Source organism: Methylobacterium variabile, from assembly GCF_001043975.1.
GTDB lineage: Bacteria > Pseudomonadota > Alphaproteobacteria > Rhizobiales > Beijerinckiaceae > Methylobacterium > Methylobacterium variabile.
The window spans coordinates 20,740-42,752 of record NZ_LABY01000107.1; the positions used below are offsets into that span (position 1 = coordinate 20,740).

The window sequence follows — 22,013 nt, forward strand, 5'->3', positions numbered from 1 at the left end:
TGACGAGACCCGCCGGCGTCCCCAGCGCCGCGGCTGACGGATGGGGCTATAGCTCAGCTGGGAGAGCGCTTGAATGGCATTCAAGAGGTCAGCGGTTCGATCCCGCTTAGCTCCACCATCACCTTCCCGGCTTCGAGCCGGATCCCGGATGAGCCGCTTCGGCGGCTTTTTTCTTTTGAGCCGCGCGTTCCCAAGCGCTGCGGCCGGCATGCGAAACGCTGCGGCCACGAGGCCCGTGGCCGAGGGATCGGGGCCATAGCTCAGTTGGGAGAGTGCTTGAATGGCATTCAAGAGGTCGGCGGTTCGATTCCGCCTGGCTCCACCACCCCTTTCGCGTCGGCGCCCACGGCTCTTCATCACGGCGGAATGACGAGCAGGGAGTGACCGGGAGTGTCGGCACCATTGCGTGACTGAGCCGGGTCAGGGACGGCCCTGTACCGGTCCGCTCGCGTCCTCCTCCTGCAGAGCGCCCCCTCGCCTCGTTGGCGCGATGACAATCCTCCCGCGTGCGGTGCCCGATCCAGCGATGCCGGCACGAGGACCTGTCACGGGTCACGGGTCGCGGCGCGTGGGCCGCTCCATCGCTGCCGGGCCGGCATGTGACCTAGATGCGACAGGGTTCTGCCATCCTCGCTGCCTGCTGCGACGCAGCGAGAGGTGGGCGCACGGGTGCGGATTTTCTGGGCATTTTAACTGATATATTTCTACTTTAGCAAAATAACAAATGAGAAAGAGGCGGTTGCAGCCGCCAAGGCTCCTGTCGTTTCTAAGAACGCTGGGTCGGTCTCTGCCACTGTAGCGCGCCGACTGGAGCGCATTTTACTTCACGCTCGGCCCTCTTATTTTGCAAGTAATTACAAACTGAAACATTTAGTCTTACAAGTATTTTTACAATCTTATTCGCATCCAACATGTTCGAACACAAACGATCTGGACGACATATCATGTTGCTCCGAGGCGTAAGACGCGAACACCGGCCAGTGAGCCGATTGAAGAAACACATTACCCTTGGTAATAAGAGTCGCGGAGGCCGCTCGGGCGAGGGGGATGTTTATGTTGACGGAGGCGCAATGGGCTGTGTTGGCACCTTTGCTCGAGGGCTGTCGGCCTCGTGGCAAGACGCAGCCGCACGACCTCAAGCGAACCGTCGACGCGATCCTCTGGCGGCACTGGCACGACACCAACTGGCGGGCGGTCCCGGATCAGTACGGACCGTGGTGGATGGCGGCGCAGACCTTCATCCGCTGGTCGCGCCTCGGCGTCTGGGAGCAGCTCCTCGCCCGGCTCGAGAGCCACTTCGAGGAAGCGGGCCTCCCGGTCCCGGTCATCGACCACGATGAATTCGCCTATGGCGGCGCCCGCAAGAAGGAGCTCCAGGACAGCGAGCTGCAGGTGCGCCAGATCGCCAACATGCTGCTGAGCGTGCAGCAGCAGGCTGCGGTGGCCTAGAGGACGGCCGCCTTCGCGGCACGCCTGCACATCGGCCGACGCGCTGCGGGCGCCTCCTCCATGCCTCCGCGGTGACACCTGTTCCGCCCGGCATCGGTGGGTCTTCGCCGTGTCGTGCGTGGAGGAGCGACCGCCCGCATGTTCGTTACCGTCAACGGCGTCCGCCTGTTCGTGGACGTGGAGAATGCCGGGCTCGTGCCGGAGGGCGGCGTCATGCGGGAGAAGCCGACGCTGCTGCTCCTGCATGGCGGCCCAGGCTTTGACCACGGCGGCTTCAAGCCTCTCTTCTCCCGGCTGAGCGACGTGGCGCAGGTGGTCTACTACGACCATCGCGGCAACGGCCGCAGCGAGGACGGCGACCGCTCCGCCTGGACGCTGGCCTAGTGGGGCGACGACGTGAAGGGCCTGTGCGACGCGCTCGGGCTCGTGCGGCCGGTCGTGCTCGGGATGTCGTGGGGCGGCTACGTCGCGCAATCCTACGCGCCACCCGGACCACGCGGGCAAGCTCGTCCTGGTCAGCACCGCGGCCAAGCTCGAGTTCCCGGCGATGTTCGAGGCGTTCGGGCGGCTCGGCGGCCCCGAGGCGGCGAGGGCCGCCGAGGCCTACTGGACGGCCCCGACCGGGGAGCGCCGGGGGGAGTACTTCCGTACCTGCGTGCCGCTCTACCGTCGGACCCCGGCCGATCCGGATGCCCTTCGGCGCGTGCGGATGCGCCACGACACCGCGCTGCATTTCAACGGCCCCGAGAACGAGCAGGGCCGGATGGATTTCAGGTCCGCGCTCGGGTCCCTGCGCTGCCCGGTGCTCGTCATGGCGGGCGAGGCACGACCCGGTGGTGCCGATCGCGTTCAGCGAGGCGCTCGTGGCGGCCCTGCCGCCCGACCGTGTGCGGTTCGAGCGGTTCGCGGAGTGCGGGCACGGCGTGTTCGGCGACGCGCCCGACCGCGCGCTCGCGGTCCTGCGCGACTTCGTCTGCGCGGCCTGAGCCTCGGTCCGCCGCGCCTCGATGCGAGCGCAGCCCCCTACTCCGCCGCCTCCCGCAGCTGAGGCGGCGCCTCGTCCTCCGGCGCCTCGTCCTCGTCCTCGTCCTCAGGCCCGTGCGTGCGCCCGGACAGGAGGGTCGAGAGCTTGTCGAGGTAGATGTAGATCACCGGCGTGGTGAACAGCGTCAGCACCTGGCTCACCGCGAGGCCGCCGACCATGGCGTAGCCGAGGGGCTGGCGGATCTCCGAGCCGGTGCCGGTGCCGAACATCAGCGGGATGCCGCCGAGCAGGGCCGCCATCGTGGTCATCAGGATCGGGCGGAAGCGCAGCAGCGCGGCGCGGCGGATCGCCTCCTCGGGGCCGACCCCCTCGTGGCGCTCGGCCACGATCGCGAAATCGACCAGCATGATGCCGTTCTTCTTCACGATGCCGATCAGCAGGATGATGCCGATGAGCGCGATCAGGCTGAAGTCGTAGCCGAACAGCAGCAGCATCGCGAGCGCGCCGACGCCGGCCGAGGGCAGGGTCGACAGGATGGTCAGCGGGTGGATGTAGCTCTCGTACAGGATGCCGAGGATCAGGTAGACCACCACCAGGGCGGCGGCGATCAGGAGCGGCACCGTCGAGAGCGATTGCTGGAACGCCTGGGCGGTGCCCTGGAAGCCCGTCGCCAAGGTGGCGGGGACGCCGAGATCCTTGGCGGCCTTGTCGATCGCGGCGGTCGCCTGCCCGAGGGCGACGTTCGGCGCGAGGTTGAAGCTGATCGTCACCGACGGGAACTGGCCCTGGTGGCTGATCGAGAGCGGGCGCACCGGCGCGGTGGTCCAGGTCGCGAAGGCCGCGAGCGGCACCTGGCCGCCGGTCGAGGGCGACTTCACGTAGATGTTGCGCAGGGATTCCGGCGTGCCCTGGAGCGACGGCAGGATCTCCATGACGACGTGGTAGCTGTTGAGCTGCGTGAAGTACTGCGCCACCTGGCGCTGGCCGATCGCGTCGTAGAGCGTGTCGTCGATGAGCTGCGGCGTGATGCCGAAGCGCGAGGCGGCGTCGCGGTTGATCGACAGGGTCAGGGTCGTGCCGCTGGTCTGCTGGTCGGTGGCGACGTCGCGGAGTTCCGGCAGCGTCTTGAGCTTGTCGAGCAGGCGCGGCGACCAGGTGTTGAGCTCGTCGAGGTTCGGATCCTGCAGCGTGTACTCGAACTGGGTGCGCGAGGCGCGCCCGCCGGTGCGCACGTCCTGCGAGGCCTGGAGGAAGACCTTCACGCCCTCGAGCCGGTCGAGCTTCGGCCGCAGGCGGTTGATGATCTGGAACGCGTCGGCCTCGCGGTCGTCCCGCGGCTTGAGCGTGATGAACATCCGGCCGGAATTGAGCGCCTGGCCGCTGCCGCCGATCGACATCGCGACGCTCGCCACGTCCGGATCGGCCTGGATCACCGCGCCGACCGCGCGCTGGCGGTCCTCCATCGCCGAGAACGAGATGTCCTGCCCACCCTCGGTGATGCCGACGATCAGCCCCGTGTCCTGCTGCGGGAAGAAGCCCTTCGGGATGATCACGAAAAGGTAGCCGGTGAGCGCCACCGTGCCGAGGAAGGTCAGGAACGTGACGACGTGGTGGCGGAGTGCCACGTCGAGGGCGGACTCGTAGGCCGAGAGCAGCCCGTCGAAGACCCGCTCGCTCCAGCGGTAGAGCCGCCCGTGCTGCTCGGCCCTGTGCTCCTTGAGGAAGCGCGAGGCCATCATCGGCGTCAGCGACAGCGACACGAAGGCCGAGACGCCGATCGTCATCGACAGCACGACCGCGAACTCGCGAAACAGCCGTCCGATGATGCCGCCCATCAGGAGCAGCGGGATCAGCACCGCGATCAGCGAGACCGAGATCGACACGATGGTGAAGCCGATCTCGCCGGCGCCCTTGAGCGCCGCCTGCATCGGCTTCATCCCCTCCTCGACGTACCGGGCGATGTTCTCGAGCACCACGATCGCGTCGTCGACGACGAAGCCGACCGCGATGGTGAGCGCCATCAGCGACAGGTTGTCGAGGGTGTAGCCAGCCAGCCACATCAGCGCGCAGGCGCCGAGCAGGGCCAGCGGCACCGTCACGCTCGGGATGATGGTGGCCCAGACCGAGCGCAGGAAGACGAAGATCACCGCCACGACGAGGGCGATGGTGATGAGCAGCGTGAACTGCACGTCCTCGACCGAGGCGCGGATGGTCTGGGTGCGGTCGCTCAGCGTCTTGACCGTCACGCCCGCGGGCAGCGCCGCGGTGATGCGCGGCAGCTCGGCCTTGATCCGGTCGACGGTGTCGATGACGTTGGCGCCGGGCTGCTTGAAGATGACCAGGAACACGCCGCGATGGCCGTTCGCCCAGGCCGCCTGCTTGGCGTCCTCCGGGCCCGCCACCGCCGTGCCGATGTCGCGCACCCGCAAGGGCGCGCCGTTGCGGTAGGCGATGATGACGTCGTTCCAGTCCTTCGCGGCGGTGAGCTGGTCGTTGGCGTAGACCGTGTAGCTCCGGGTCGCCCCGTCGAAGTTGCCCTTCGGGTTGTTCACCGTGGTGAGGGTGAGCTGGGTGCGGACGTCCTCGAGCGAGAGGTCCTTGGCGACGAGCTTGGCCGGGTCGATCTGCACCCGGACCGCCGGCTTCTGCTGGCCGCCGATCAGCACCTGGCCGACGCCGGAGATCTGGCTGATGCGCTGGGCCAGCTGCACGTCGGCGGCGTCGTCGACCTCGATCAGCGGCAGGGTGTCGGAGGTGGCGGAGAGCAGCAGGATCGGCGAATCGGCCGGGTTCACCTTGCGGTAGGTCGGCGGGCTCGGCAGGGTCTTGGGCAGCTGGCCGCCGGCGGCGTTGATCGCCGCCTGGATGTCGTTGGCCGCCGCGTCGATGTTGCGGTTGAGGTCGAACTGCACCGTGATCGACGAGATGCCGAGGGCACTCGTCGAGGTCATCTGGCTGACGCCGGGGATCTGGGCGAATTGTCGCTCGAGCGGCTGGGCCACCGAGGACGCCATGGTCTCCGGGCTGCCGCCGGGCAGCTGCGCGGTGACCTGGATCGTCGGGAAGTCGACCTGCGGCAGGGGGGCGACGCCGAGCAGCGGATAGGCGACGATCCCGATGAACAGGATCCCCGCCATGATCAGCGAGGTCGCGACGGGGAAGCGGATGAAGTAGCCGGAGATGCCGGTACGCGCGGCATTCTCCTGCCCGGACCCGAACTGCATGTCAGCGCGCCTCGCTCTGCGCCAGGGCGGCGTTGGAAGACGGCTTCGTCTCGGCGACGAGCGCCCCCTCCTGCACCCGCGACTGGCCGCGCCAGATCACCGTCTGGCCGGGGGCGAGGCCCTTGAGCACCTGGGTGCGGCCGTCGTTGGAGCGCCCGACCGCGATGGGTTGGGTGTGCGCCCGCTGCTGCTCGTCGACCACGAAGGCGTAGAGGCCCTTCGGCCCGTGCTGCACCGCGTCGTCCGGCACCGTGACGGCCTCGGGGATCGTGCCGGTGCGCATCCGGGTCGAGACCGACAGGCCCGGCCACAGGGCGTGGTCCTTGTTGGCGAACGACGCCTTGAGCCGGATCGTGCCGGTGGCGGTGTCGACCTGGTTGTTGACGAGGTCGAGGCGCCCGTCCGACAGCTTGGTCAGCCCGTCGGTGCTCCAGGCCTCGACCGGCACGGGTCCGGCGGCGAGCGCCTTCGTCACCTCGCGCAGCTGCTCCTCGGGCGCGGTGTAGACCACGAAGATCGGCTCGACCTGGGTGATGGTGACGATCGCGGTCGCCTGAGCGGCGTTGACGATGTTGCCGACGTCGATCTGGCGGAAGCCGGTGACGCCGTCGATCGGCGCCTGGATCGTCGTGTAGGAGAGCTGGGCCGTCGCATTGTCGATCGCCGCCTGGTCGGAAGCGACCTGGGCGGTGAGCTGGCTCACCTGCGCCCCTTGTGTCTCGGTCTGCTGGCGCGAGGCGTAGTCGCCGAGCTTGGTGTAGCGCTCGAGGTCGGCCTTGGCGTTCTTCAGGTTGGCCTCGTCCTGGGTCCTCTTCGCCTTGGCCTGGTCGAGGGCGGCCTGGTAGGTTCGCGGGTCGACCTGGGCGAGGAGGTCGCCCTTCTTCACCACCTGGCCTTCGCGAAAGCCGATCTTCAGGATCTCGCCGTCGACGCGGCTGCGCACCTGCACGGTGTTGTAGGCCTGCACCGTGCCGAGGCCGCCGAGGACCACCCCGAGCGGGCCCTGCTCGACCTGGGCGAAGGTCACCGGCACCGGGGCCGGGGCCCGGGCGGCGGGCTTCGCCGCGCCGGCATGCTCGCGGCTCTGCCAGGCATAGGCCCCGCCGGCCCCGGCCAGCACCATCAGGGCCAGCAGCCATCCGCCGCGCCGGCGCTTCTTCGGTCCAGCGCCCTGTTCTGATCTCATCGGTCGCGCGCTTCCACAAGTCCGGAGCCGGCCGGAGACAAGCTCAGGCGACCGCCGAGGCGGCCGCGCGGTCCGGCATCCTTCAGCCGTATGGCACTCGACTGTTTCTGCAGTATGCGAGTTCCGTGCGTCGTTTCTGCGCGGTGGACGGAACAGGCCCCTCGCCGGTGCAGGATGGCGCGACGTTTGGAGACGCGCGCCGTCCGTCCGCGTCAGGCGCGCGCCATCGCGTCCGCCTTACCGATCAGCGCCTCGGCCATGCGGATCGACGCGATGTCGATGAGCCTGCCGTCGAGGGAGACGGCGCCGCGGCCGGCCTTCGCCGCCTCCTCCATCGCTGCGAGGATGCGCCGCGCCTTGGTCACCTCGGCCTCGCTCGGGGTGAAGACCTCGTTGGCGAGCTCGATCTGCGAGGGGTGGATCGCCCACTTGCCCTCGAAGCCGAGCGCCGCGCAGCGCCGCGCGGCCGAGCGGTAGCCGTCCGGATCGGAGAAGTCGCCGAAGGGGCCGTCGATCGGGCGCAGGCCGTAGGCCCGGCAGGCCACCAGCATCCGGTTCTGGGCAAACAGCCACGGATCCTGCCAGTGGGTCTGGCGCCCGCCCTCCGCGTCCTTGTCGGTCAGCACGGAATAGTCCGGGTTGACGCCGCCGATCACGGTCGAGCGGGCGCGCAGCGAGGCGGCGTAGTCGGCGACGCCGAACGACATCGCCTCGAGCCGCTTCGAGGATTGGGCGATCGCCTCGACGTTGGCCATGCCGAGGGCGGTCTCGATCAGCACCTCGAAGCCGATCCGCTTCTCGCGCCGCTTGGCCTGCTCGATCTGCGTCACCAGCACGTCGATCGCGTAGACGTCCGCCGGCACCCCGACCTTCGGGATCAGGATCATGTCGAGGCGCGGGCAGGCCTCCACGATGTCGATCACGTCGCGGTACATGTAGTGGGTGTCGAGCCCGTTGATGCGGATCATCATCGTCTTTCCCCCCCAATCGATGTCGTTGAGGGCCTGGACGATGTTTTTCCGCGCCTGCTCCTTGTCGTCGGGTGCGACGGCGTCCTCGAGGTCGAGGAAGATCACGTCGGCGGCGGATTTCGCCGACTTCTCCATGAAGGTCGGGTTCGAGCCCGGCACCGCCAGCTCGGAGCGGTGCAGGCGCGGCGTGGCCTGCTGGACGAGGGTGAAGCTCATCGGGGTTCCTCCTTGAGATGGTTTGGCGGTCCGGTGGGGACGGGAGCACCATGACGGAAGGTGGCGTGTCTCTCACCCTGAGGGGCGCGGGGCTGTTCGGGGAAAGACGAGGCGCGGGCGTCCCCTCTCCCCGCCCGCGGGGAGAGGATTGGCGCCTCACTCGGCCTCACCCCGTTGCGCCGAACCCGGTGGCGACGCAGTTGATCGACAGGAGCAGCGCGGATTTCAGCGTCTCGCGCTTCGCCTCGTCGGTCTCGGCCCGGAAGCGGCGCAGCAGGGCGACCTGCTCGCGGCTGACCTGGTTGAGCACCGGCAGCCGCTCGGCGAGCCGGCCGCGATAGAGGGGGAAGCGCTCGGCCAGCGCCGGCGCGCCGCTCACCTCCAGCGCCATCGCGCAAGTGAGCCGATACTCGGCCTCGATCATCGCGAAGACAGCCTCGCGCGCGCCCTCGTCCGGGCAGAGCCCGGCGAAGTCGCGGGCGATCCCGAGGTCGACGGTGAGCAGCGTCTTCTCGACCTCGTCCATGATCAGGCGGAAGAGCGGCGACTCCTCGAACATCCGACGCAGCAGCGCCCGGCCGTTTTCCCCGCGCACGTCGAGGAGGCTCTTGAGGCCGCTGCCGACCCCGTACCAGCCGGTGATGCCGTGCCGGTTCTGGCTCCAGGCAAAGACCCAGGGGATCGCCCGCAGGTCGGCCAGGCTGCGGGCGCCGAAGCGGCGGGCCGGCCGCGAGCCGATGTTGAGGAGCGCGATCTCGTCGAGCGGGCTCGCGGCGCCGAAATAGGCCATCAGGCCCGGATGGGTGAGCAGCTTGCTGTAGGCTGCCCGCGAGGCGCCGGAGAGCGCCTCCAGGACGTCGTCGAATTCCGGGTTCGCGGCCGGCCCGCCGCCGGCCGCGTCGCCGTCGAGGGCGTGGGCCAGCACCGCCGAGGCGAGCAGTTCCATCTGGTAGGCGGCGGTGCCGCGGTTGGCGTACTTGAACGAGACGACCTCGCCCTGCTCGGTGGTGCGGAACCGGCCCCGGATCGAGCCCGGCGGCTGGGCGGCGATGGCCCGCGCGGTCGGCGCGCCGCCGCGGCTGACCGAGCCGCCGCGGCCGTGGAAGAAGGCGATGCCGATCCCGGCCTGTTCGCCGACCTGGGTCAGCAGCCTCTGCGCCTTTGCCAGCTCCCAGTTCGAGGCGACGAAGCCGCCGTCCTTGTTCGAATCCGAGTAGCCGATCATCACCTCCTGCACCCCGCCCTGCCGGCGGGCGGAGCGGCGCACCACCGGGACCCGGAGCAGCGCCCGCATGATCGCCGGGGCCGCGCGCAGGTCGTCGATGGTCTCGAACAGCGGCACGATCGGCAGCGGACAGACCTCGATTCCCGCCGCGTCGAGGAAGATTCCGGCGGTCTTGGCGAGCAGGTAGACGCCCAGGATGTCGGGCACCGAGTGGGTCATCGACAGCACGAAGGCGCCGAAGGCCTCGCGGTCGAGGCTGCCGCGCATCTCCGCCACCAGCCGGAAGGTGGCGAGGGTCTCCCGTGCCTCCTCGGGCAGGCCGGAGAGATCGGGCAGGCCGTCGAGCGGGCGCGCCAGCTCGGCTTCGAGCCAGGCCGTCCAGGCCGGGGCATCGACGTCCGGCGGCTCGCCGTCATGCGCGCGGCGCCACAGCGCCTGGAGTGCCCGGGTGGTGCGAGTGGTGTTCTCGCGGATGTCGAGCCGCACCGTCGAGAAGCGGAAGATCTCGACCATCCGGCGCACCCGCCGCACCAAATCGGTGGCCAGTGACGGGCAGCCCGCCTGGGCGAGGCCGTGCTCGAGGTCGCGCAGGTCGTTGATCAGGTCGTCGGCATCGGCGTAGCCGGGGCCCGGCGCGGGGTCTCCGGGCTCCTCCGCCAGCCCGGCGACCGTCGTGTCGAGGCGCCGCCGCAGGCAGGTCAGGAACTGCCGGTAGGGCTCGCCCGGGTTGCGCCGCGCGATCGCCTCGCCGTCCGGCTGGCGCGCGAGCTGGCGCGCGAGGGCGGCCCGGAAAGCCTCAGGGATCGGCAGGGCGCGCTCGCTGATCGAGAGCGTGCGGGCGAGCCCGGTGACGCCGTCGCGGTAGCGCCGGAGGCTCGCCAGCGCGTTGCGCCGGAGGGTGCGCCGGGTGACCTTGGCGGTGACGAAGGGGTTGCCGTCCCGGTCGCCGCCGATCCACGAGCCGAACTGGAAGAACGGCGGCACCTCGAACCGGGCGCCCGGATAGGCGGAGTCCAGGGCCTCCTCGAGCGAGCCCAGAGTCTCGGGCAGCATCTCGAACAGCGTCTCGTCGAAGAAGTGCAGACCCCAGGCCACCTCCCGGTCGACGGTCGGCTTCTCCAGGTGCAGTTCGCCGGTCATCCAGACCAGCTCGATCTGGTCGCGCAGGTCGTCCATCAGGGCGTGGCGCTCGCGCTCGGTCCAGCGCGGCATCTCCATCTCCTTCAGGATCAGGTAGATGCGCCGGAATTTCTCCAGCACCGTGACGCGCTTGGCCTCGGTCGGGTGTGCCGTCAGGGTCGGGCGCACCCGCAGCGACGTGAGGAGCTGATGCACCGCCTCGGGCGGCACGCCCCGCGCGGCGGCCCGGGCCAGGACGGCGCCGAAGGAGTTCTTGAGCCGGTCACGCCCCTCGCTGCGCTCGACGTGGCGGCGCCGGCGCATGGCGGTGTTCTGCTCGGCGATCGCGATCAGCTGGAACCAGATGCCCTGGACCTGGAGCGCCCGCGCCGTCAGCTCCGGCGACAGCCCGGCGATGGTCGCCTGCCCGTGCAGCACCGCCTCCAGCTCCGGCTGGTGACGCCGGCAGACGTCCACCAGCGAGCGGAACAGCACGTCGAGGGCGACCCGGTCGTCCGTGCCGGTGATCACCGGCGGAACGAAGGGCGTGGCGGGAACGGGAGTGTGGATCATGGGGCTCCCCGTGGGGATCGAGGGAGGAGTGTCGAGGATGAGGCGCCGATCGTCTCCTCTCCCCGCCCGCGGGGAGAGGAGGAATGCGCACGACCGGGACGTGCGAGCCGATGGGTCGGCTCACGCCGCCCGGCGGCGCTCCGCCATCACCTGCGCCATGGTGGTGCCGAAGGCGCCGGGGCTCGGGGCCACGGTGAGGCCGAAGGAGCGCATGATCTCGGCCTTCTCGCCGGCGCTGTCGCCGGCGGCCGAGATGATCGCGCCGGCATGCCCCATCTTGCGGCCCTTCGGGGCGGTCAGCCCGGCGACGAAGCCGACCACGGGCTTTCGCATGTTCGCCTGAATCCAGGCCGCGGCCTCGGCCTCCTGCGGCCCGCCGATCTCGCCGATCATTAGCACCGCCGCGGTGTCCGGATCGGCCTCGAACAGGGCGAGATGGTCGAGGAAGGACGAGCCGTTGATCGGGTCGCCGCCGATCCCGACGGAGGTCGAGATGCCGAGGCCCACCGCCTTCATCTGCGCGGCGGCCTCGTAGCCCAGCGTGCCGGAGCGGGAGATCACCCCGACATTGCCCTTGAGGTAGATGTGGCCGGGCATGATGCCGAGCATCGCCTTGCCCGGCGAGATGATGCCGGCGCAGTTGGGGCCGACCACCATCGGCCGGCGCTCCTTCGGGTAGCGCCGCAGGTAGCGCTTCACCCGCATCATGTCCTGGGCCGGGATGCCGTCGGTGATCGAGCAGATCAGCCGGATGCCGGCATCCGCCGCCTCCATGATGGCGTCGGCCGCGAAGGGCGGGGCCACGAAGGTGATGCTGGCCTCGGCCCCGGTCTCGCGCACGGCCTGGCGGACCGTGTCGAAGACCGGCACGCCGTGCTCGCGGCGGCCGCCCTTGCCCGGGGTGACGCCGGCCACGACCTTGCTGCCGTACTCGATCATCTCGCGGGTGTGGAAGCTGCCCTTGTCCCCGGTGATGCCCTGGACCAGGATCCGGGTCGTCTCGTCGATCAGGATGCTCATCGGGCTCCCCTCCTCAATGGGTGGTTCGGACGGCCGCGACGGCCTTCTCGGCGGCCTCGGTCAGGGTGTCGGCGGTGATGAGGTCGAGGCCGCTCCTCTCCAGGATCGCCTTGCCGGCCTCGACGTTGGTGCCGGCGAGCCGGACCACGAGAGGCACGCCGATCTCCACCTCCCGGGCCGCCTGGACCACGCCCTCGGCGATCCAGTCGCAGCGGTTGATGCCCGCGAAGATGTTGACGAGGATCGCCTTCACGTTCGGGTCGGAGAGGACGAGGCGGAAGGCCGTGGCGACGCGGTGGGGCGAGGCGCCGCCGCCGACGTCGAGGAAGTTCGCCGGCTCGCCGCCCGCGTGCTTGATCATGTCCATGGTCGCCATGGCGAGGCCGGCACCGTTGACGATGCAGCCGATCTCGCCCTCGAGGCCGATGTAGTTCAGGTTGTGCTCGGCGGCCTGGGCCTCGCGCGGGTCGCTCTGCGAGGGGTCGTGCATGTCGGCGATGGCGCGGCGCCGGAAGAGCGCGTTGTCGTCGAACGACATCTTGGCGTCGAGCGCCAGCACCCGGTCGTCCCGGGTGACGACGAGCGGGTTGATCTCCAGCATGGTGGCGTCGCAATCGCGGAAGGCGCGGTAGGCGCTCATGATGGTCTTCACCGCGCCGCCGACCTGCTTGATCGAGAGGCCGAGCTGGAAGGCGAGCTCCCGCGCCTCGAAGGGCTGCAGGCCGACCGCCGGCTCCACCACCACCTGCAGCAGCGCGTCGGGATCGGTCGCGGCGATCTCCTCGATGTCCATGCCGCCGGCCTTCGAGGCGACGACGCGCACCCGCTCGACCTTCCGGTCGAGGACGAAGCCGAGGTAGAGCTCGCGCTCGAACGGGTCGGCGGTCTCGACGTAGACCCGCTGCACCGGCTTGCCCTCGGGGCCGGTCTGCTGCGTGACGAGGCGGCGGCCGAGCAGGTCCATGGCGGCGTCCCGGACCTCGTGGGTGGTGCGGCACAGCCGGATGCCGCCGGCCTTGCCGCGGGCGCCCGCGTGGATCTGCGCCTTCACCGCCCAGTGCCCCCCGCCGAGCTCGGTGGCGGCGTAGACCGCCTGGTCGGGGCTGAAGGCCACGGCGCCCTTCGGGATCGGCACGCCGAAGCTCGCGAGCAGCTCCTTGGCCTGGTACTCGTGCACGTCCATGGCGTCCTCCTGGGTTTTGGGCAAAGGCTCCCCGTTCCGGGCGCGAGGGGGTACCTCGCGCCCGGCTCAAAAAGCCCGGTTGCGCTGCTTCGACCATGTCGCCCGGCGCTGGGACCGAGCGTGCTGAACCCTAGGTCAGCTTCGACTTCACCAGCCCGTAGACCCGCTCGGTCAGGGCGTCGGCGCCGTCGAGCGCCCGGGCGAGGTCGGCGAGGCGGCCTTCCGCGAAGCCGCGATCCTCGATCGCCTTGGCGTTCACGTAGACGTTGAGGGCGGCGCTGCGCAGGCCGGCCTGGGCGGCCAGCACCGCGACGCCCGCGTCGCTGACCACGTTGAGGTTGCCGCGCTCGGCGATCCCCTCGCACAGGTCGATCACCGCCCGGCAGGCCCGGGCGCAGGCGAGCGGCACGTCGGTGGCCTGGCGGAGCGCCACCTGGATCGCGGCCGCCCGGGCCGCCTTCTCGTCGTCGCTCGCCTTCGGCAGGCCGTAGGCTCCCATCACGGCGTTGAAGGCCATGACGTCCTCGGCGATCATGCCGGTCAGCGCACCCCGCAGGGCCTCGGCCCGGTCGCGGGTCGCGACCATCTCGGCCTCGACCTCGGCGTACTTCTTCTTGCCGATGGTGAGGTTGCAGACCATCGAGACCAGGGCCGCCCCCATGGCGCCGGAGATCGCCGCCGCGCCGCCGCCGCCGGGGGTCGGCCGCTCGCTCGCGAGCGCGTCGAGGAAGCCCGGGATCGTGTCCTCGGAAGCCGGATCGTGCGCCATCACGCCATCTCTTTCGCGAGCGCGTAGATCTCTTCGGCGTCGAGGACGAGCTCGGTGCTCTCGAACAGCTTCGCGACGCAGGCCCGGTGCAGCTTGAGCTTCAGCCCGCCGATGCCCAGCGCTCCGAACACGGTCTTGCCGTGGCGCGCCTTGCCCTTGTCGGTGGCCTCGATGCCGCCGAAGCCGAGGGGCGGCTGGGCGTTGTAGTCGGCGATGAGGCGGAGGGCCTGCACGCCGCTCCACTGCTCCTCCGAGACGAGCTCGAGCCCGATCGCGCCGGCCGAGAACGCGACCTCGGCCTCGGCGACAGCGGCGGCGCGGGAGGCGGCATCCGGCGTCTCGATCGCCCGGATCGCGACCTTGAAGCGGGATTCGATCGCTCGGGCCGCCTCCTCCGCCTTGGCGAGCTGGCGCCCGGCGAGGGTCACGGCCGCGCCCTCCTTGGCGAGCAGGGCCGCCGAGCGCATGCCGACCGGGCCGGTGCCGGCAAGCACCAGGGCGCGCTTGCCCTGGAGCGAGCCCGCCGCCTTGGCAACGAGGGCGACGCCCGCCGCCGCCGTGGTGTTCGAGCCGTTGGAGTCGAGCATGCACGACACCCGGAACGGGCCGAAGAAGCGCTTGCGCACCGCCCGGAACACCGCCTCGCCGGCCGCCATGCTGCCGCCGCCGACGAAGATCGCGGTCGACTTCTTCTCCGCGCCGCCGCGGGTGTAGATCGTGCCGTCGACCAGCGCCCCGACCGTGTCCGGGGTGACGTTGGCGTAGCCCGTGATCACGTCGGCGCCGCCGTCGTAGCCCACCACCGTGTCGAACACGCTGGGCATCGGGTCGGTATCGAACTGGAACAGAAGTTTCTTCATCGTCGTCCTTCCGTCCGCGGCCGCTCGGCCCGCGGATCGTCTGTCGTACCGGAGCGGGGTAACTGGCCCGCCCGCCCTACTCCACCACGTTCTGCGGCCGGCCGGCCACGAAGGCCTCGATGTTGTCGACGAGCTGGTCGGCCAGGATCTGCATCGCCTGGCGGCTCGCCCAGGCGACGTGGGGGGTGATGATGAGGTTCGGCAGGTCGAGGTCGAGCAGCGGGTTGTCGTCCTGCGGCGGCTCGCTGGTGAGCACGTCGAAGCCCGCCCCGCCGATCGTGCCGGCGGTCAGCGCCTCCGCCAGCGCCGCCTCGTCGACGAGGCCGCCGCGGGCGGTGTTGATCAGGATCGCGTCACGCTTCATCCGCGCCAGCTCCTCGCGCCCGATCATGTTGCGGGTGTCGGGCGTCAGCGGCGCGTGCAGGGTGATGACGTCGCTCTCGCGCAGGATCGTGTCGAGGTCGACGAGGCCGGGTTGGGGCATCACGTCGTAGGCCAGCACCCGCATCCCGAGGGCTTCGGCCCGCTGGCCGATCGACTTGCCGAGCGCCCCGTAGCCGACGATGCCGAGGGTGGAGCCGGCGACGTCGCGGATCGGGTAGTCGAAGTAGCAGAAGTGCCGGGCCCGCCCCCAGTCGCCGCGGCGGACCGAGTTGGCATAAGGAACGATCGCCCGCCGGAGCGCGAAGATCAGCCCGATCACGTGCTCCGGCACGGTGTTGAAGGCGTAGTTGCGGACGTTGACGACCGTGATCCCGCGCTCCTTGGCGGCGGCCTTGTCGACCACGTCGGTGCCGGTCGCCGCGACGGCGATCAGCTTCAGCTTCGGCAGCCGGGCGAGGGTCTCGGCCCGCATCGGCACCTTGTTGATGATCGCGATCTCGGCGTCCTTGAGCCGCTCGACGATCTCCTCGGGCGCCGTCACCGGGTACTCGGCGAAGGTGTGCGGGAAGCTCGGGCGCCGCAGCTCGGCGTCCAGGGTCTCGCGGTCGAGGAAGACGATGCGGTGGGACATGGTTGGGTGGTCTCCGGCGCCCCGGCACGGTCGCGGGGCATGGCGCGGCAGAATGGCACGGCGGGTCGGGTGTTTGCAGCCGGTCTCAGGACAGGGCGGGGTCCCCTCTCCCGCGGGGGAGAGGGGGGAGCGGCGGAGGTCACGTCCCCTCCCGCGCGCTCCGGAAGTGCTCCTGCGCCGCCGCGACGCCGCGTCCGGGCTCGATGCGGATGCCGGCATCCAGCATCGCCATCTCGCAGCCCGCCAGAGCCCCGAGCAGCATCAGCTCGTTGAGGTCGCCGATGTGGCCGATGCGGAAGAGCTTGCCGGCGACCTTCGACAGGCCGGCCCCGAGGGCGAGGTCGTAGCGCCGGTAGGCGATGTCGATGACCGCCGCGCCGTTCGCGCCCTCCGGCACCATCACGGCGCTCACCGTGTCGGAGTGCCACTTCGGGTCGCGGGCGCAGAGCTTGAGACCCCAGGCCCGCACCGCGGCGCGGGTGCCGTCGGCGAGCCGGCGGTGACGGGCGAAGACCTGCTCCAGCCCCTCCTCGGCCAGGCAGCGCAGGGCCTCGCGCAGGCCGTAGAGCAGCGGCAGGGGCGGCGTGTAGGGGAAGTAGCCGGTGGCGTTGGCCTTGGCCTGGTCGGCGAAGTCGAAATAGGCGCGCCGGCACTCGGCGGTCCTGGCTGCCGCCAGCGCCCGCTTGCTGGCGCAGACGATGCCGAGACCCGCCGGCAGCATCAGGCCCTTCTGCGAGCCGGTGATGGCGCAGTCGACGCCCCATTCCTCCGCCCGGAAGTCGATGCTGCCGATCGACGAGACGCCGTCGACGTAGAGCATCGCCGGGTGGCTCGCCGCGTCGATCGCCCGGCGCACCGCGCCGATGTCGGAGGTGACGCCGGTGGCGGTCTCGTTGTGGACGACCAGCACGGCCTTGATCCGGTGCTCGCGGTCGGCCCGCAGGGCCTCCTCGATCCGCTCCGGGTGCGCGCCCGTGCCCCATTCCTCGTCCTGGATCTCCACGTCGAGGCCGACCCGCTGGGCGAGGTCGATCCACAGGGTACTGAACTGGCCGAAGCGCGGCGCGAGGACCCGGTCGCCGGGGGAGAGGGTGTTGGTCAGCGCCGCCTCCCAGGCGCCGGTGCCGCTCGACGGGAACAGGAAGACCTGGCCCTCGCGGGACTTGAAGATCGTCTTCGTCTCCTCGAACAGCGGCAGGGTCAGCTCGGGGAAGGCCGAGGAGCGGTGATCCTCCATCGGCACGATCATCGCGCGCTGGACCCGCTCCGGCACGTTGGTCGGGCCCGGAACGAACAGGAAGTTGCGGCCCGGGCGTCTCGATCCTGCCATGGTATCTCCTCCAGCCTCTTCGTGTCCGGACCGGGCTCCCGTCCGGTTGCGGGAATTCGGGGCGCGCAACCCCGTCGCCGGCCGCGGGGATGCGGCCGGCACACTCGTCTCGGGCGAATCGTCTCGAGATGGTGACTGAGCGGGCGGTCCGAAGATCACCGGAGGGTTCGTCGTCGCCCGCCGGTCCGGATCGCCGTGTCGGGACCGACTATGCGGGCGCCCGAACAGGAAGGAAAACTGAAAAAACTTTGTCCCTCCTTCAAAAATTTGGAACGCGGCGCGGCCAGAACCCTCGGGGCTCGACCGAAAGCGGTAGGCGGCTGCGCCTTCTGCCGATACGGCCCAGTCAAGGCTTTGCCGTATCGGCAGTATTGAACAGAAAAGCGGGAAAACTTATCGAATGTGATCAGCGGTTCCGGGCGCGCCGGATATGCATCGGCCCCAAGATGCAGCGGGTCGGAACCGGGGGGAGACCGCTCATGATTGCGAGCAGCGTGGGCTCAGGGTTCACACGCGCACGGCCGCGCACGGTGCGGCGCTGGCCGACCTACAACCTGTTTCGCCGGCGCGAGGAGCCGGACCTGATCTGCGCGGTCCCGAACGACTTCCCGGTGCCGGCCTTCGTCAGCGGCGAGGCCTGGACCTATGCCGGCAGCATCAGCGCCCCGTCCGAGGCGCCGGCCGGCTTCTCGGCCGAGGCGGCGGAGCACGGCGCGGAGATCTGCGGCTTCCACCTGTTCCACGTGCTGCCGGCCGCGGCAGTGCCGGATCAGGCCTGGCGCGCGGCCGGATAAGCTTTTCGCGAGAACCATGGCCGGGGTCTGCGCATTGTACCGGCAAGACATGCCTCGCACCGGAGACCCGGAGATGCTTCTCAAGACCGTGATCGCGGCCGGCCTCGTGCTGGCCGGCTCCGCCGCCGCCCGCGCCGAAGGCACCACCCTCGACCAGGCCGGAATCCCGGCCCTCGACGTGCCGGGCTTCGCCGAGAGCGTGCCGGCCGGCATGCCGATGTTCGCCGCCCTGCCCCGGATGGCGCCGGGCGCCGAGGTCGACATCCGCAGCGTCGACGTCAGCGGCCTCGTCGCCTTCGGGCCGTCCTTGCCGCAGATGATCGACCCGAACGCCGACATCGCCACCGGCTCACTGCGGAAATAACGACAGTCGCGGCTCGTTGAGCCGCCGAACAACGCGGCCGGGGTGCCTCGCCCCGGCGCGTCAGCCGCTGAGCGCCGCGACCCGTGCCGCGGCCTCGAACTCCCCGCGCCGCCCGCCGAGGCGCGCCTCGGCCTCCGCGTCCCGGCCCCACACCTCGGCCTGGAAGGTCTCGTCGACATGGGCCGCGGCCCAGGCCTCCTGCGGCGTCAGCCGGCCGTGCAGGACGGCGAGCGCGATCAGCACCGAGCCGGTCAGCGTCGTCATCGAGTGCAGGGCGGCGAGCGCCGTCGGGCTCTCCACCGCCTCGACGGCGCGGCGCACCGCCTCGAGCGACGCCTCCGGCTGGGCGACGTGCATCACCCCCTCGCTCAGCCCCTCGCTCAGCATGAACCGGGCGCCCAGGGCCTCGTGGACCCAGGCCAGCACCGGGTCCCAGGCCGCGGCCTGCGCCGCCACCAGGCGCGCCGGGTCGCCGGCCCGGTAGACGACGAGGTCGGAGCCCGCATAGGCCGCGAGGTCGTCCACCACCGCGTCCCGCCGCTCGGCCACCCCGTCGAGGGCCGAGTTGACGAGGCGGGTGAGCGGCATCCGCGCCGGGTCGATGAACTCGCCCTGCGCCCCCCACTCCTCCGCCAGGGCCTCCGCCAGAGCCGCCTGCGGCACCGCGAGGCGTCGGCGGGCGGGGGTATGGGCCGGGCGGCCGTCGAGGACGAGGCGGTAGCCGTCCTCGGCCGGCGCGACGCCGGCCTCCTTGTAGAAGCGCTTCGGCAGCGCAGGCTTGGTGGCTTGGCGGGCGGCGCGCACCGGGTCGTAGGGCGCGTCGGGATCCCCGAGCCAGTCGCGGGTCACGTCGTTGGTCATGGTCGTCAAGATAGGGCCTGACGGCGGTGGTTGCGAGGCGTCGTCAGGCGGTCGCGATCCGCGCGAGCAGGGCGGATTCGAGCTCGGCGAAGCTGTCGACGATGGCGTGCGCCCCGGCCGCGTTCAGGGCCTGCGGGGTGTGGTAGCCCCACGCCACCCCGAGGGCGGTGACGTGGGCGCCGCGGGCCATCACCATGTCGTAGGTCGAGTCGCCGATCATCACCGTCCGGGCGGGCTCGGCGCCGGTCTCGGCCATCGCCTGCTCGAGCATCGCCGGATGGGGCTTCGAGGGGGCGTCGTCGGCGGTCTGCACGGTCGAGAACCAGCCGTCCCAGCCGTGCACGGCGAGCAGGTGGTCGACGCCGCGGCGGGACTTGCCGGTGGCGATGCCGAGCTGCACCTTCGGCTCGCGGTTGAGGCGCGACAACAGCGCCGCGGCCCCCGGAAACAGGGCCTCGCGGATCTCGGCCCGGGCCCGCAGCCGGCTGAAGGCCTGCTTGTAGGCCTCCGACAGGGCGACCACCGGCCCGTCCGCCCCGACGAGGGCGGTGAAGGCCTGCGGCAGCGACAGGCCCACCACCGAGAGGGAGCGCTCCCGCGTCGGCGCCGGCAGACCGACCGCCGCGAACGCCTCGGCTTGCGCCGCCACGATCATGTGCTGGCTGTCGACGAGGGTGCCGTCGACGTCGAAGACGATCAGGATCATGGATCTCGGGGCCCGCCTCGCTCTGCCCGGGCGCGGCCCGCGCCGCTCAGGGCCTGGCGCGGGCCGGCTGACCCGGCTGGATCCGCTCATAGCCCAGGCGGCAGCGGATCAGGAAGCGGCGGCGCGCGCCGCCCTTCAGGCTCCGCCGCTGCGAGGCGCGGTTGCAGGCGGCGTAGCTCGGCCGGCGGCGGCGCGGCTGGGCGGCGCGCTCGGGGGCCGCGGGTCTCGCCTCCGTTGCCCGCCCGTCCGCGGGCCGGCCGTCCGGGCGCGCCGCGGCGGGCGTCGCCGGGGCGGCCGGCTCGGGCCGCGTCGGGGCGGCGGGAGCCGGCTGGGCCTGCGCCGCGGCGGGGGTCGCGACGGCGAGGAATCCGATCAGGCCGAGGCTTGCGATCGCGGCGGGGGTCATCTGGCTGGTCTCACTCCGGACGGGTCGCGGACCCGCGCTGGCGCCGTGATCGCGGCGGCCAGATCGAGAATAAGGCGCCCGCCCCTCCTGCCAAGGGTTCTTGGCAAGGGTCTCTTGGCAAGGGTCTCTTGGCAAGGGTTGAGGCGGAACGAGTTGCCGGAGCGTCACGCCTCCGGCGCCTCCACGATCGGGTCGTAGCGCGCGGCGTCGAAGCCGAGCAGGTTCCAGCTCTGCGCCATGTGGGGCGGCAGCGGCGCAGTCACGTCGATGGGCTTGGCTGTGCGCGGGTGCGGGATGACGATGCGCCGGGCGAGCAGGTGCAGGCGGTTCTGCAGGCCGCCGGGCAGCTCCCAGTTCTCGATATCGAAGTATTTCGGGTCGCCGACGAGCGGGTGGCCGATATGCGCCGCGTGGGCGCGCAGCTGGTGCGTGCGCCCGGTGACCGGCTTCAGCGACAGCCAGGCGAGCTTCTGGCCGGCCTGGTCGACCACGGCATAGTAGGTGAGCGCGTGGCTCGCCCCCTCGTCGCCGTGCTTGGCGACCCGCATGCGGGCATCCGCGTCGCCGATCTCCTCCTTGGCGAGGTAGGTCGAGATCCGGCCCTGGCGCACCTTCGGCACCCCGGCGGCGAGTGCCCAGTAGATCTTGCGCGCCGCCCGCGACCGGAAGGTCTTGGCCAGCGTCGCGGCGGCGAGGCGGGTCTTGGCGACGATCAGGCAGCCCGCCGTGTCCTTGTCGAGGCGGTGGACGAGGCGGGGCTTCTGCCCGTCCTTGTCGCGCATCGCCTCGAGCAGGCCGTCGACGTGGCGGGTGGTGCCGGATCCCCCCTGCACGGCGAGGCCGAAGGGCTTGTTGAGCACCATCATGTCCTGGTCCTCGTAGAGGATCAGGGAGCGCAGGAAGGCCAGGTCTCCCTCCGCCCGGGCGGAGCCCGGGGCCGGTGGCCGCGCCTCCAGGCTCAGGGGCGGAACCCGCACGCTGGCGCCGGGCTCGACCCGGTCGGCGGCCTTGGCGCGCTTGCCGTTGACCCTGAGCTCGCCCTTGCGCACCAGGCTCTGGATGCGGGTGAAGGGCAGCTGCGGGAACCGCGCCGACAGGAAGCGGTCGATGCGCATCCCGGCCTCGTCGGGCGTCACCTCCAGGGTCTGCACCCCGGTGGCGAGCGCCTCGGCGGTCGCCTCGCGCAGCGCCCGCCGGGTCGGCGGCCTGGGAGCCGCTGGCGCGCGCGGCGGCGCTTCGGCGTCGGCCGGGCGCTCGTCGCGGCGCGGCCGGCCCGACGGACGGTCCTCGGGGGCGCTGCGGGTCGGGGCGCGGGGGGCGGTCCTCGCGGCAGGCCGGGCGTCGGCCCGCGGCTTCTCGGACCTCGGCTTGGCGGGCGATTTGGCGGACGGCTTGGCCGGAGCGCGGCGCGGCGCCGCGTCCTGCTCCCAGGGGGCAGCGTCGCTCATGTCGCGACCGAAGGTGGCCGGGCCCGCCGCGCGCTCGGCGGCGTCGCGCGCCGTGTTGCGCGGTCCGGTGCGGGCCCGCGGCGGGCGGCCCCGGGCTGGTCCGCCCCGGCCGGGCCGCGCCCGCCCCGGACCCCCCCGGTAGGGGGGGCTCGTCATGCGCCCGCCCGTCGCACCCCGGGCGGCGCCCCCCCCCCCCCCCCCCTCACCCTCCCGGGGGCCTCGCCCAAAACCTTCGGGGTCTTCCCCCAGGGAACCCCCGGGGGCACCCCCCCCGGCGGCCCCGGGCTGGCTCGGCGGAGGCGGCGGGGC

19 protein-coding genes and 2 tRNA genes are annotated in these 22,013 nt (G+C 71.3%); 7 read left to right on the forward strand and 14 right to left on the reverse strand.

What is annotated here, in order from left to right:
- The first annotated feature begins 42 nt into the window (after positions 1-42).
- The 5 genes from VQ02_RS16245 (at position 43) to VQ02_RS38735 (ending at position 2,435) form a co-directional block, all read left to right on the forward strand.
- A tRNA-Ala gene (locus tag VQ02_RS16245) sits at positions 43-118 on the forward strand.
- Positions 119-249: 131 nt separating this feature from the next.
- A tRNA-Ala gene (locus VQ02_RS16250) sits at positions 250-325 on the forward strand.
- A gap of 728 nt (positions 326-1,053) precedes the next feature.
- On the forward strand, positions 1,054-1,449 hold the full coding sequence (locus VQ02_RS16255; RefSeq protein ID WP_048445262.1) for a transposase: 396 nt from the start codon (positions 1,054-1,056) through the stop codon (positions 1,447-1,449).
- A gap of 138 nt (positions 1,450-1,587) precedes the next feature.
- Entirely contained in the window at positions 1,588-1,833 is a 246-nt protein-coding gene (locus VQ02_RS38730; RefSeq protein ID WP_209437030.1) for an alpha/beta fold hydrolase, read from the forward strand.
- A 452-nt stretch (positions 1,834-2,285) separates the two neighbouring features.
- Entirely contained in the window at positions 2,286-2,435 is a 150-nt protein-coding gene (locus VQ02_RS38735) for a hypothetical protein (RefSeq protein WP_209437031.1), read from the forward strand.
- Between the two features lie 37 nt (positions 2,436-2,472).
- Here the strand turns inward: VQ02_RS38735 and VQ02_RS16265 are convergent, their stop codons facing one another.
- From VQ02_RS16265 to VQ02_RS16310, 10 genes are all read right to left on the reverse strand, one after another.
- Positions 2,473-5,658 (reverse strand): multidrug efflux RND transporter permease subunit, encoded by a 3,186-nt coding sequence (locus tag VQ02_RS16265; protein ID WP_048445244.1) that lies wholly within the window; start codon positions 5,656-5,658, stop codon positions 2,473-2,475.
- Position 5,659: 1 nt separating this feature from the next.
- Positions 5,660-6,844 carry an efflux RND transporter periplasmic adaptor subunit gene (locus VQ02_RS16270; RefSeq protein WP_048445245.1) on the reverse strand — a complete coding sequence of 395 codons (1,185 nt, stop codon included), beginning with the start codon at positions 6,842-6,844 and terminating at the stop codon, positions 5,660-5,662.
- A gap of 212 nt (positions 6,845-7,056) precedes the next feature.
- A complete protein-coding gene (locus VQ02_RS16275) occupies positions 7,057-8,031 on the reverse strand; it encodes an HpcH/HpaI aldolase/citrate lyase family protein (protein ID WP_048445246.1) in 975 nt (324 codons plus the stop codon).
- A 166-nt stretch (positions 8,032-8,197) separates the two neighbouring features.
- Positions 8,198-10,948: a phosphoenolpyruvate carboxylase gene (locus VQ02_RS16280; RefSeq protein WP_048445247.1), complete on the reverse strand. Its 2,751-nt coding sequence runs from the start codon at positions 10,946-10,948 to the stop codon at positions 8,198-8,200.
- Positions 10,949-11,068: 120 nt separating this feature from the next.
- Entirely contained in the window at positions 11,069-11,968 is a 900-nt protein-coding gene (gene sucD / locus VQ02_RS16285; RefSeq protein ID WP_048445248.1) for a succinate--CoA ligase subunit alpha, read from the reverse strand.
- Between the two features lie 13 nt (positions 11,969-11,981).
- Positions 11,982-13,151 (reverse strand): malate--CoA ligase subunit beta, encoded by a 1,170-nt coding sequence (locus tag VQ02_RS16290; protein ID WP_048445249.1) that lies wholly within the window; start codon positions 13,149-13,151, stop codon positions 11,982-11,984.
- Between the two features lie 130 nt (positions 13,152-13,281).
- Positions 13,282-13,920, reverse strand: a complete 639-nt coding sequence (gene fchA / locus VQ02_RS16295; protein WP_048445250.1) for a methenyltetrahydrofolate cyclohydrolase — start codon at positions 13,918-13,920, stop codon at positions 13,282-13,284.
- Complete coding sequence (locus VQ02_RS16300) at positions 13,920-14,780, reverse strand: NADP-dependent methylenetetrahydromethanopterin/methylenetetrahydrofolate dehydrogenase (protein WP_048445251.1); 861 nt, start codon at positions 14,778-14,780, stop codon at positions 13,920-13,922. Before VQ02_RS16300 ends, fchA begins: the two co-directional genes overlap by 1 nt.
- Before the next feature lie 76 nt (positions 14,781-14,856).
- A complete protein-coding gene (locus tag VQ02_RS16305) occupies positions 14,857-15,795 on the reverse strand; it encodes a D-2-hydroxyacid dehydrogenase (protein WP_048445252.1) in 939 nt (312 codons plus the stop codon).
- 139 nt (positions 15,796-15,934) lie between these two features.
- Positions 15,935-17,125, reverse strand: a complete 1,191-nt coding sequence (locus VQ02_RS16310) for an aminotransferase class V-fold PLP-dependent enzyme (protein ID WP_048445253.1) — start codon at positions 17,123-17,125, stop codon at positions 15,935-15,937.
- 479 nt (positions 17,126-17,604) lie between these two features.
- On the opposite strand from VQ02_RS16310, the gene VQ02_RS16315 reads away from it, so the two are divergent.
- Together VQ02_RS16315 and VQ02_RS16320 are read left to right on the forward strand one after the other, a co-directional pair.
- A complete protein-coding gene (locus tag VQ02_RS16315; RefSeq protein WP_245239756.1) occupies positions 17,605-17,919 on the forward strand; it encodes a hypothetical protein in 315 nt (104 codons plus the stop codon).
- 73 nt (positions 17,920-17,992) lie between these two features.
- Positions 17,993-18,283 (forward strand): hypothetical protein, encoded by a 291-nt coding sequence (locus VQ02_RS16320; protein ID WP_048445254.1) that lies wholly within the window; start codon positions 17,993-17,995, stop codon positions 18,281-18,283.
- A gap of 60 nt (positions 18,284-18,343) precedes the next feature.
- Here the strand turns inward: VQ02_RS16320 and VQ02_RS16325 are convergent, their stop codons facing one another.
- From VQ02_RS16325 to VQ02_RS16340, 4 genes are all read right to left on the reverse strand, one after another.
- Positions 18,344-19,144 (reverse strand): ATP12 family chaperone protein, encoded by an 801-nt coding sequence (locus VQ02_RS16325; protein WP_048445255.1) that lies wholly within the window; start codon positions 19,142-19,144, stop codon positions 18,344-18,346.
- A 43-nt stretch (positions 19,145-19,187) separates the two neighbouring features.
- Positions 19,188-19,850: an HAD-IA family hydrolase gene (locus VQ02_RS16330; protein WP_048445256.1), complete on the reverse strand. Its 663-nt coding sequence runs from the start codon at positions 19,848-19,850 to the stop codon at positions 19,188-19,190.
- A gap of 46 nt (positions 19,851-19,896) precedes the next feature.
- Positions 19,897-20,256 carry a hypothetical protein gene (locus VQ02_RS16335; RefSeq protein ID WP_048445257.1) on the reverse strand — a complete coding sequence of 120 codons (360 nt, stop codon included), beginning with the start codon at positions 20,254-20,256 and terminating at the stop codon, positions 19,897-19,899.
- Between the two features lie 164 nt (positions 20,257-20,420).
- A complete protein-coding gene (locus tag VQ02_RS16340; protein ID WP_048445258.1) occupies positions 20,421-21,860 on the reverse strand; it encodes an RluA family pseudouridine synthase in 1,440 nt (479 codons plus the stop codon).
- Between the last annotated feature and the right edge of the window lie 153 nt (positions 21,861-22,013).

Coding starts and splice junctions, on each gene's coding strand:
- sucD (WP_048445248.1), bottom strand. CDS start 11,968: ATGAGCATCCTGATCGACGAGACGACCCGGATCCTGGTCCAGGGCATC.
- VQ02_RS16290 (WP_048445249.1), bottom strand. CDS start 13,151: ATGGACGTGCACGAGTACCAGGCCAAGGAGCTGCTCGCGAGCTTCGGC.
- VQ02_RS16280 (WP_048445247.1), bottom strand. CDS start 10,948: ATGATCCACACTCCCGTTCCCGCCACGCCCTTCGTTCCGCCGGTGATC.
- VQ02_RS16330 (WP_048445256.1), bottom strand. CDS start 19,850: ATGATCCTGATCGTCTTCGACGTCGACGGCACCCTCGTCGACAGCCAG.
- VQ02_RS16325 (WP_048445255.1), bottom strand. CDS start 19,144: ATGACCAACGACGTGACCCGCGACTGGCTCGGGGATCCCGACGCGCCC.
- VQ02_RS16340 (WP_048445258.1), bottom strand. CDS start 21,860: ATGACGAGCCCCCCCTACCGGGGGGGTCCGGGGCGGGCGCGGCCCGGC.
- VQ02_RS16300 (WP_048445251.1), bottom strand. CDS start 14,780: ATGAAGAAACTTCTGTTCCAGTTCGATACCGACCCGATGCCCAGCGTG.
- VQ02_RS16320 (WP_048445254.1), top strand. CDS start 17,993: ATGCTTCTCAAGACCGTGATCGCGGCCGGCCTCGTGCTGGCCGGCTCC.
- VQ02_RS16310 (WP_048445253.1), bottom strand. CDS start 17,125: ATGGCAGGATCGAGACGCCCGGGCCGCAACTTCCTGTTCGTTCCGGGC.
- fchA (WP_048445250.1), bottom strand. CDS start 13,920: ATGGCGCACGATCCGGCTTCCGAGGACACGATCCCGGGCTTCCTCGAC.
- VQ02_RS38730 (WP_209437030.1), top strand. CDS start 1,588: ATGTTCGTTACCGTCAACGGCGTCCGCCTGTTCGTGGACGTGGAGAAT.
- VQ02_RS16335 (WP_048445257.1), bottom strand. CDS start 20,256: ATGACCCCCGCCGCGATCGCAAGCCTCGGCCTGATCGGATTCCTCGCC.
- VQ02_RS16275 (WP_048445246.1), bottom strand. CDS start 8,031: ATGAGCTTCACCCTCGTCCAGCAGGCCACGCCGCGCCTGCACCGCTCC.
- VQ02_RS16265 (WP_048445244.1), bottom strand. CDS start 5,658: ATGCAGTTCGGGTCCGGGCAGGAGAATGCCGCGCGTACCGGCATCTCC.
- VQ02_RS16270 (WP_048445245.1), bottom strand. CDS start 6,844: ATGAGATCAGAACAGGGCGCTGGACCGAAGAAGCGCCGGCGCGGCGGA.
- VQ02_RS16315 (WP_245239756.1), top strand. CDS start 17,605: ATGATTGCGAGCAGCGTGGGCTCAGGGTTCACACGCGCACGGCCGCGC.
- VQ02_RS16305 (WP_048445252.1), bottom strand. CDS start 15,795: ATGTCCCACCGCATCGTCTTCCTCGACCGCGAGACCCTGGACGCCGAG.
- VQ02_RS16255 (WP_048445262.1), top strand. CDS start 1,054: ATGTTGACGGAGGCGCAATGGGCTGTGTTGGCACCTTTGCTCGAGGGC.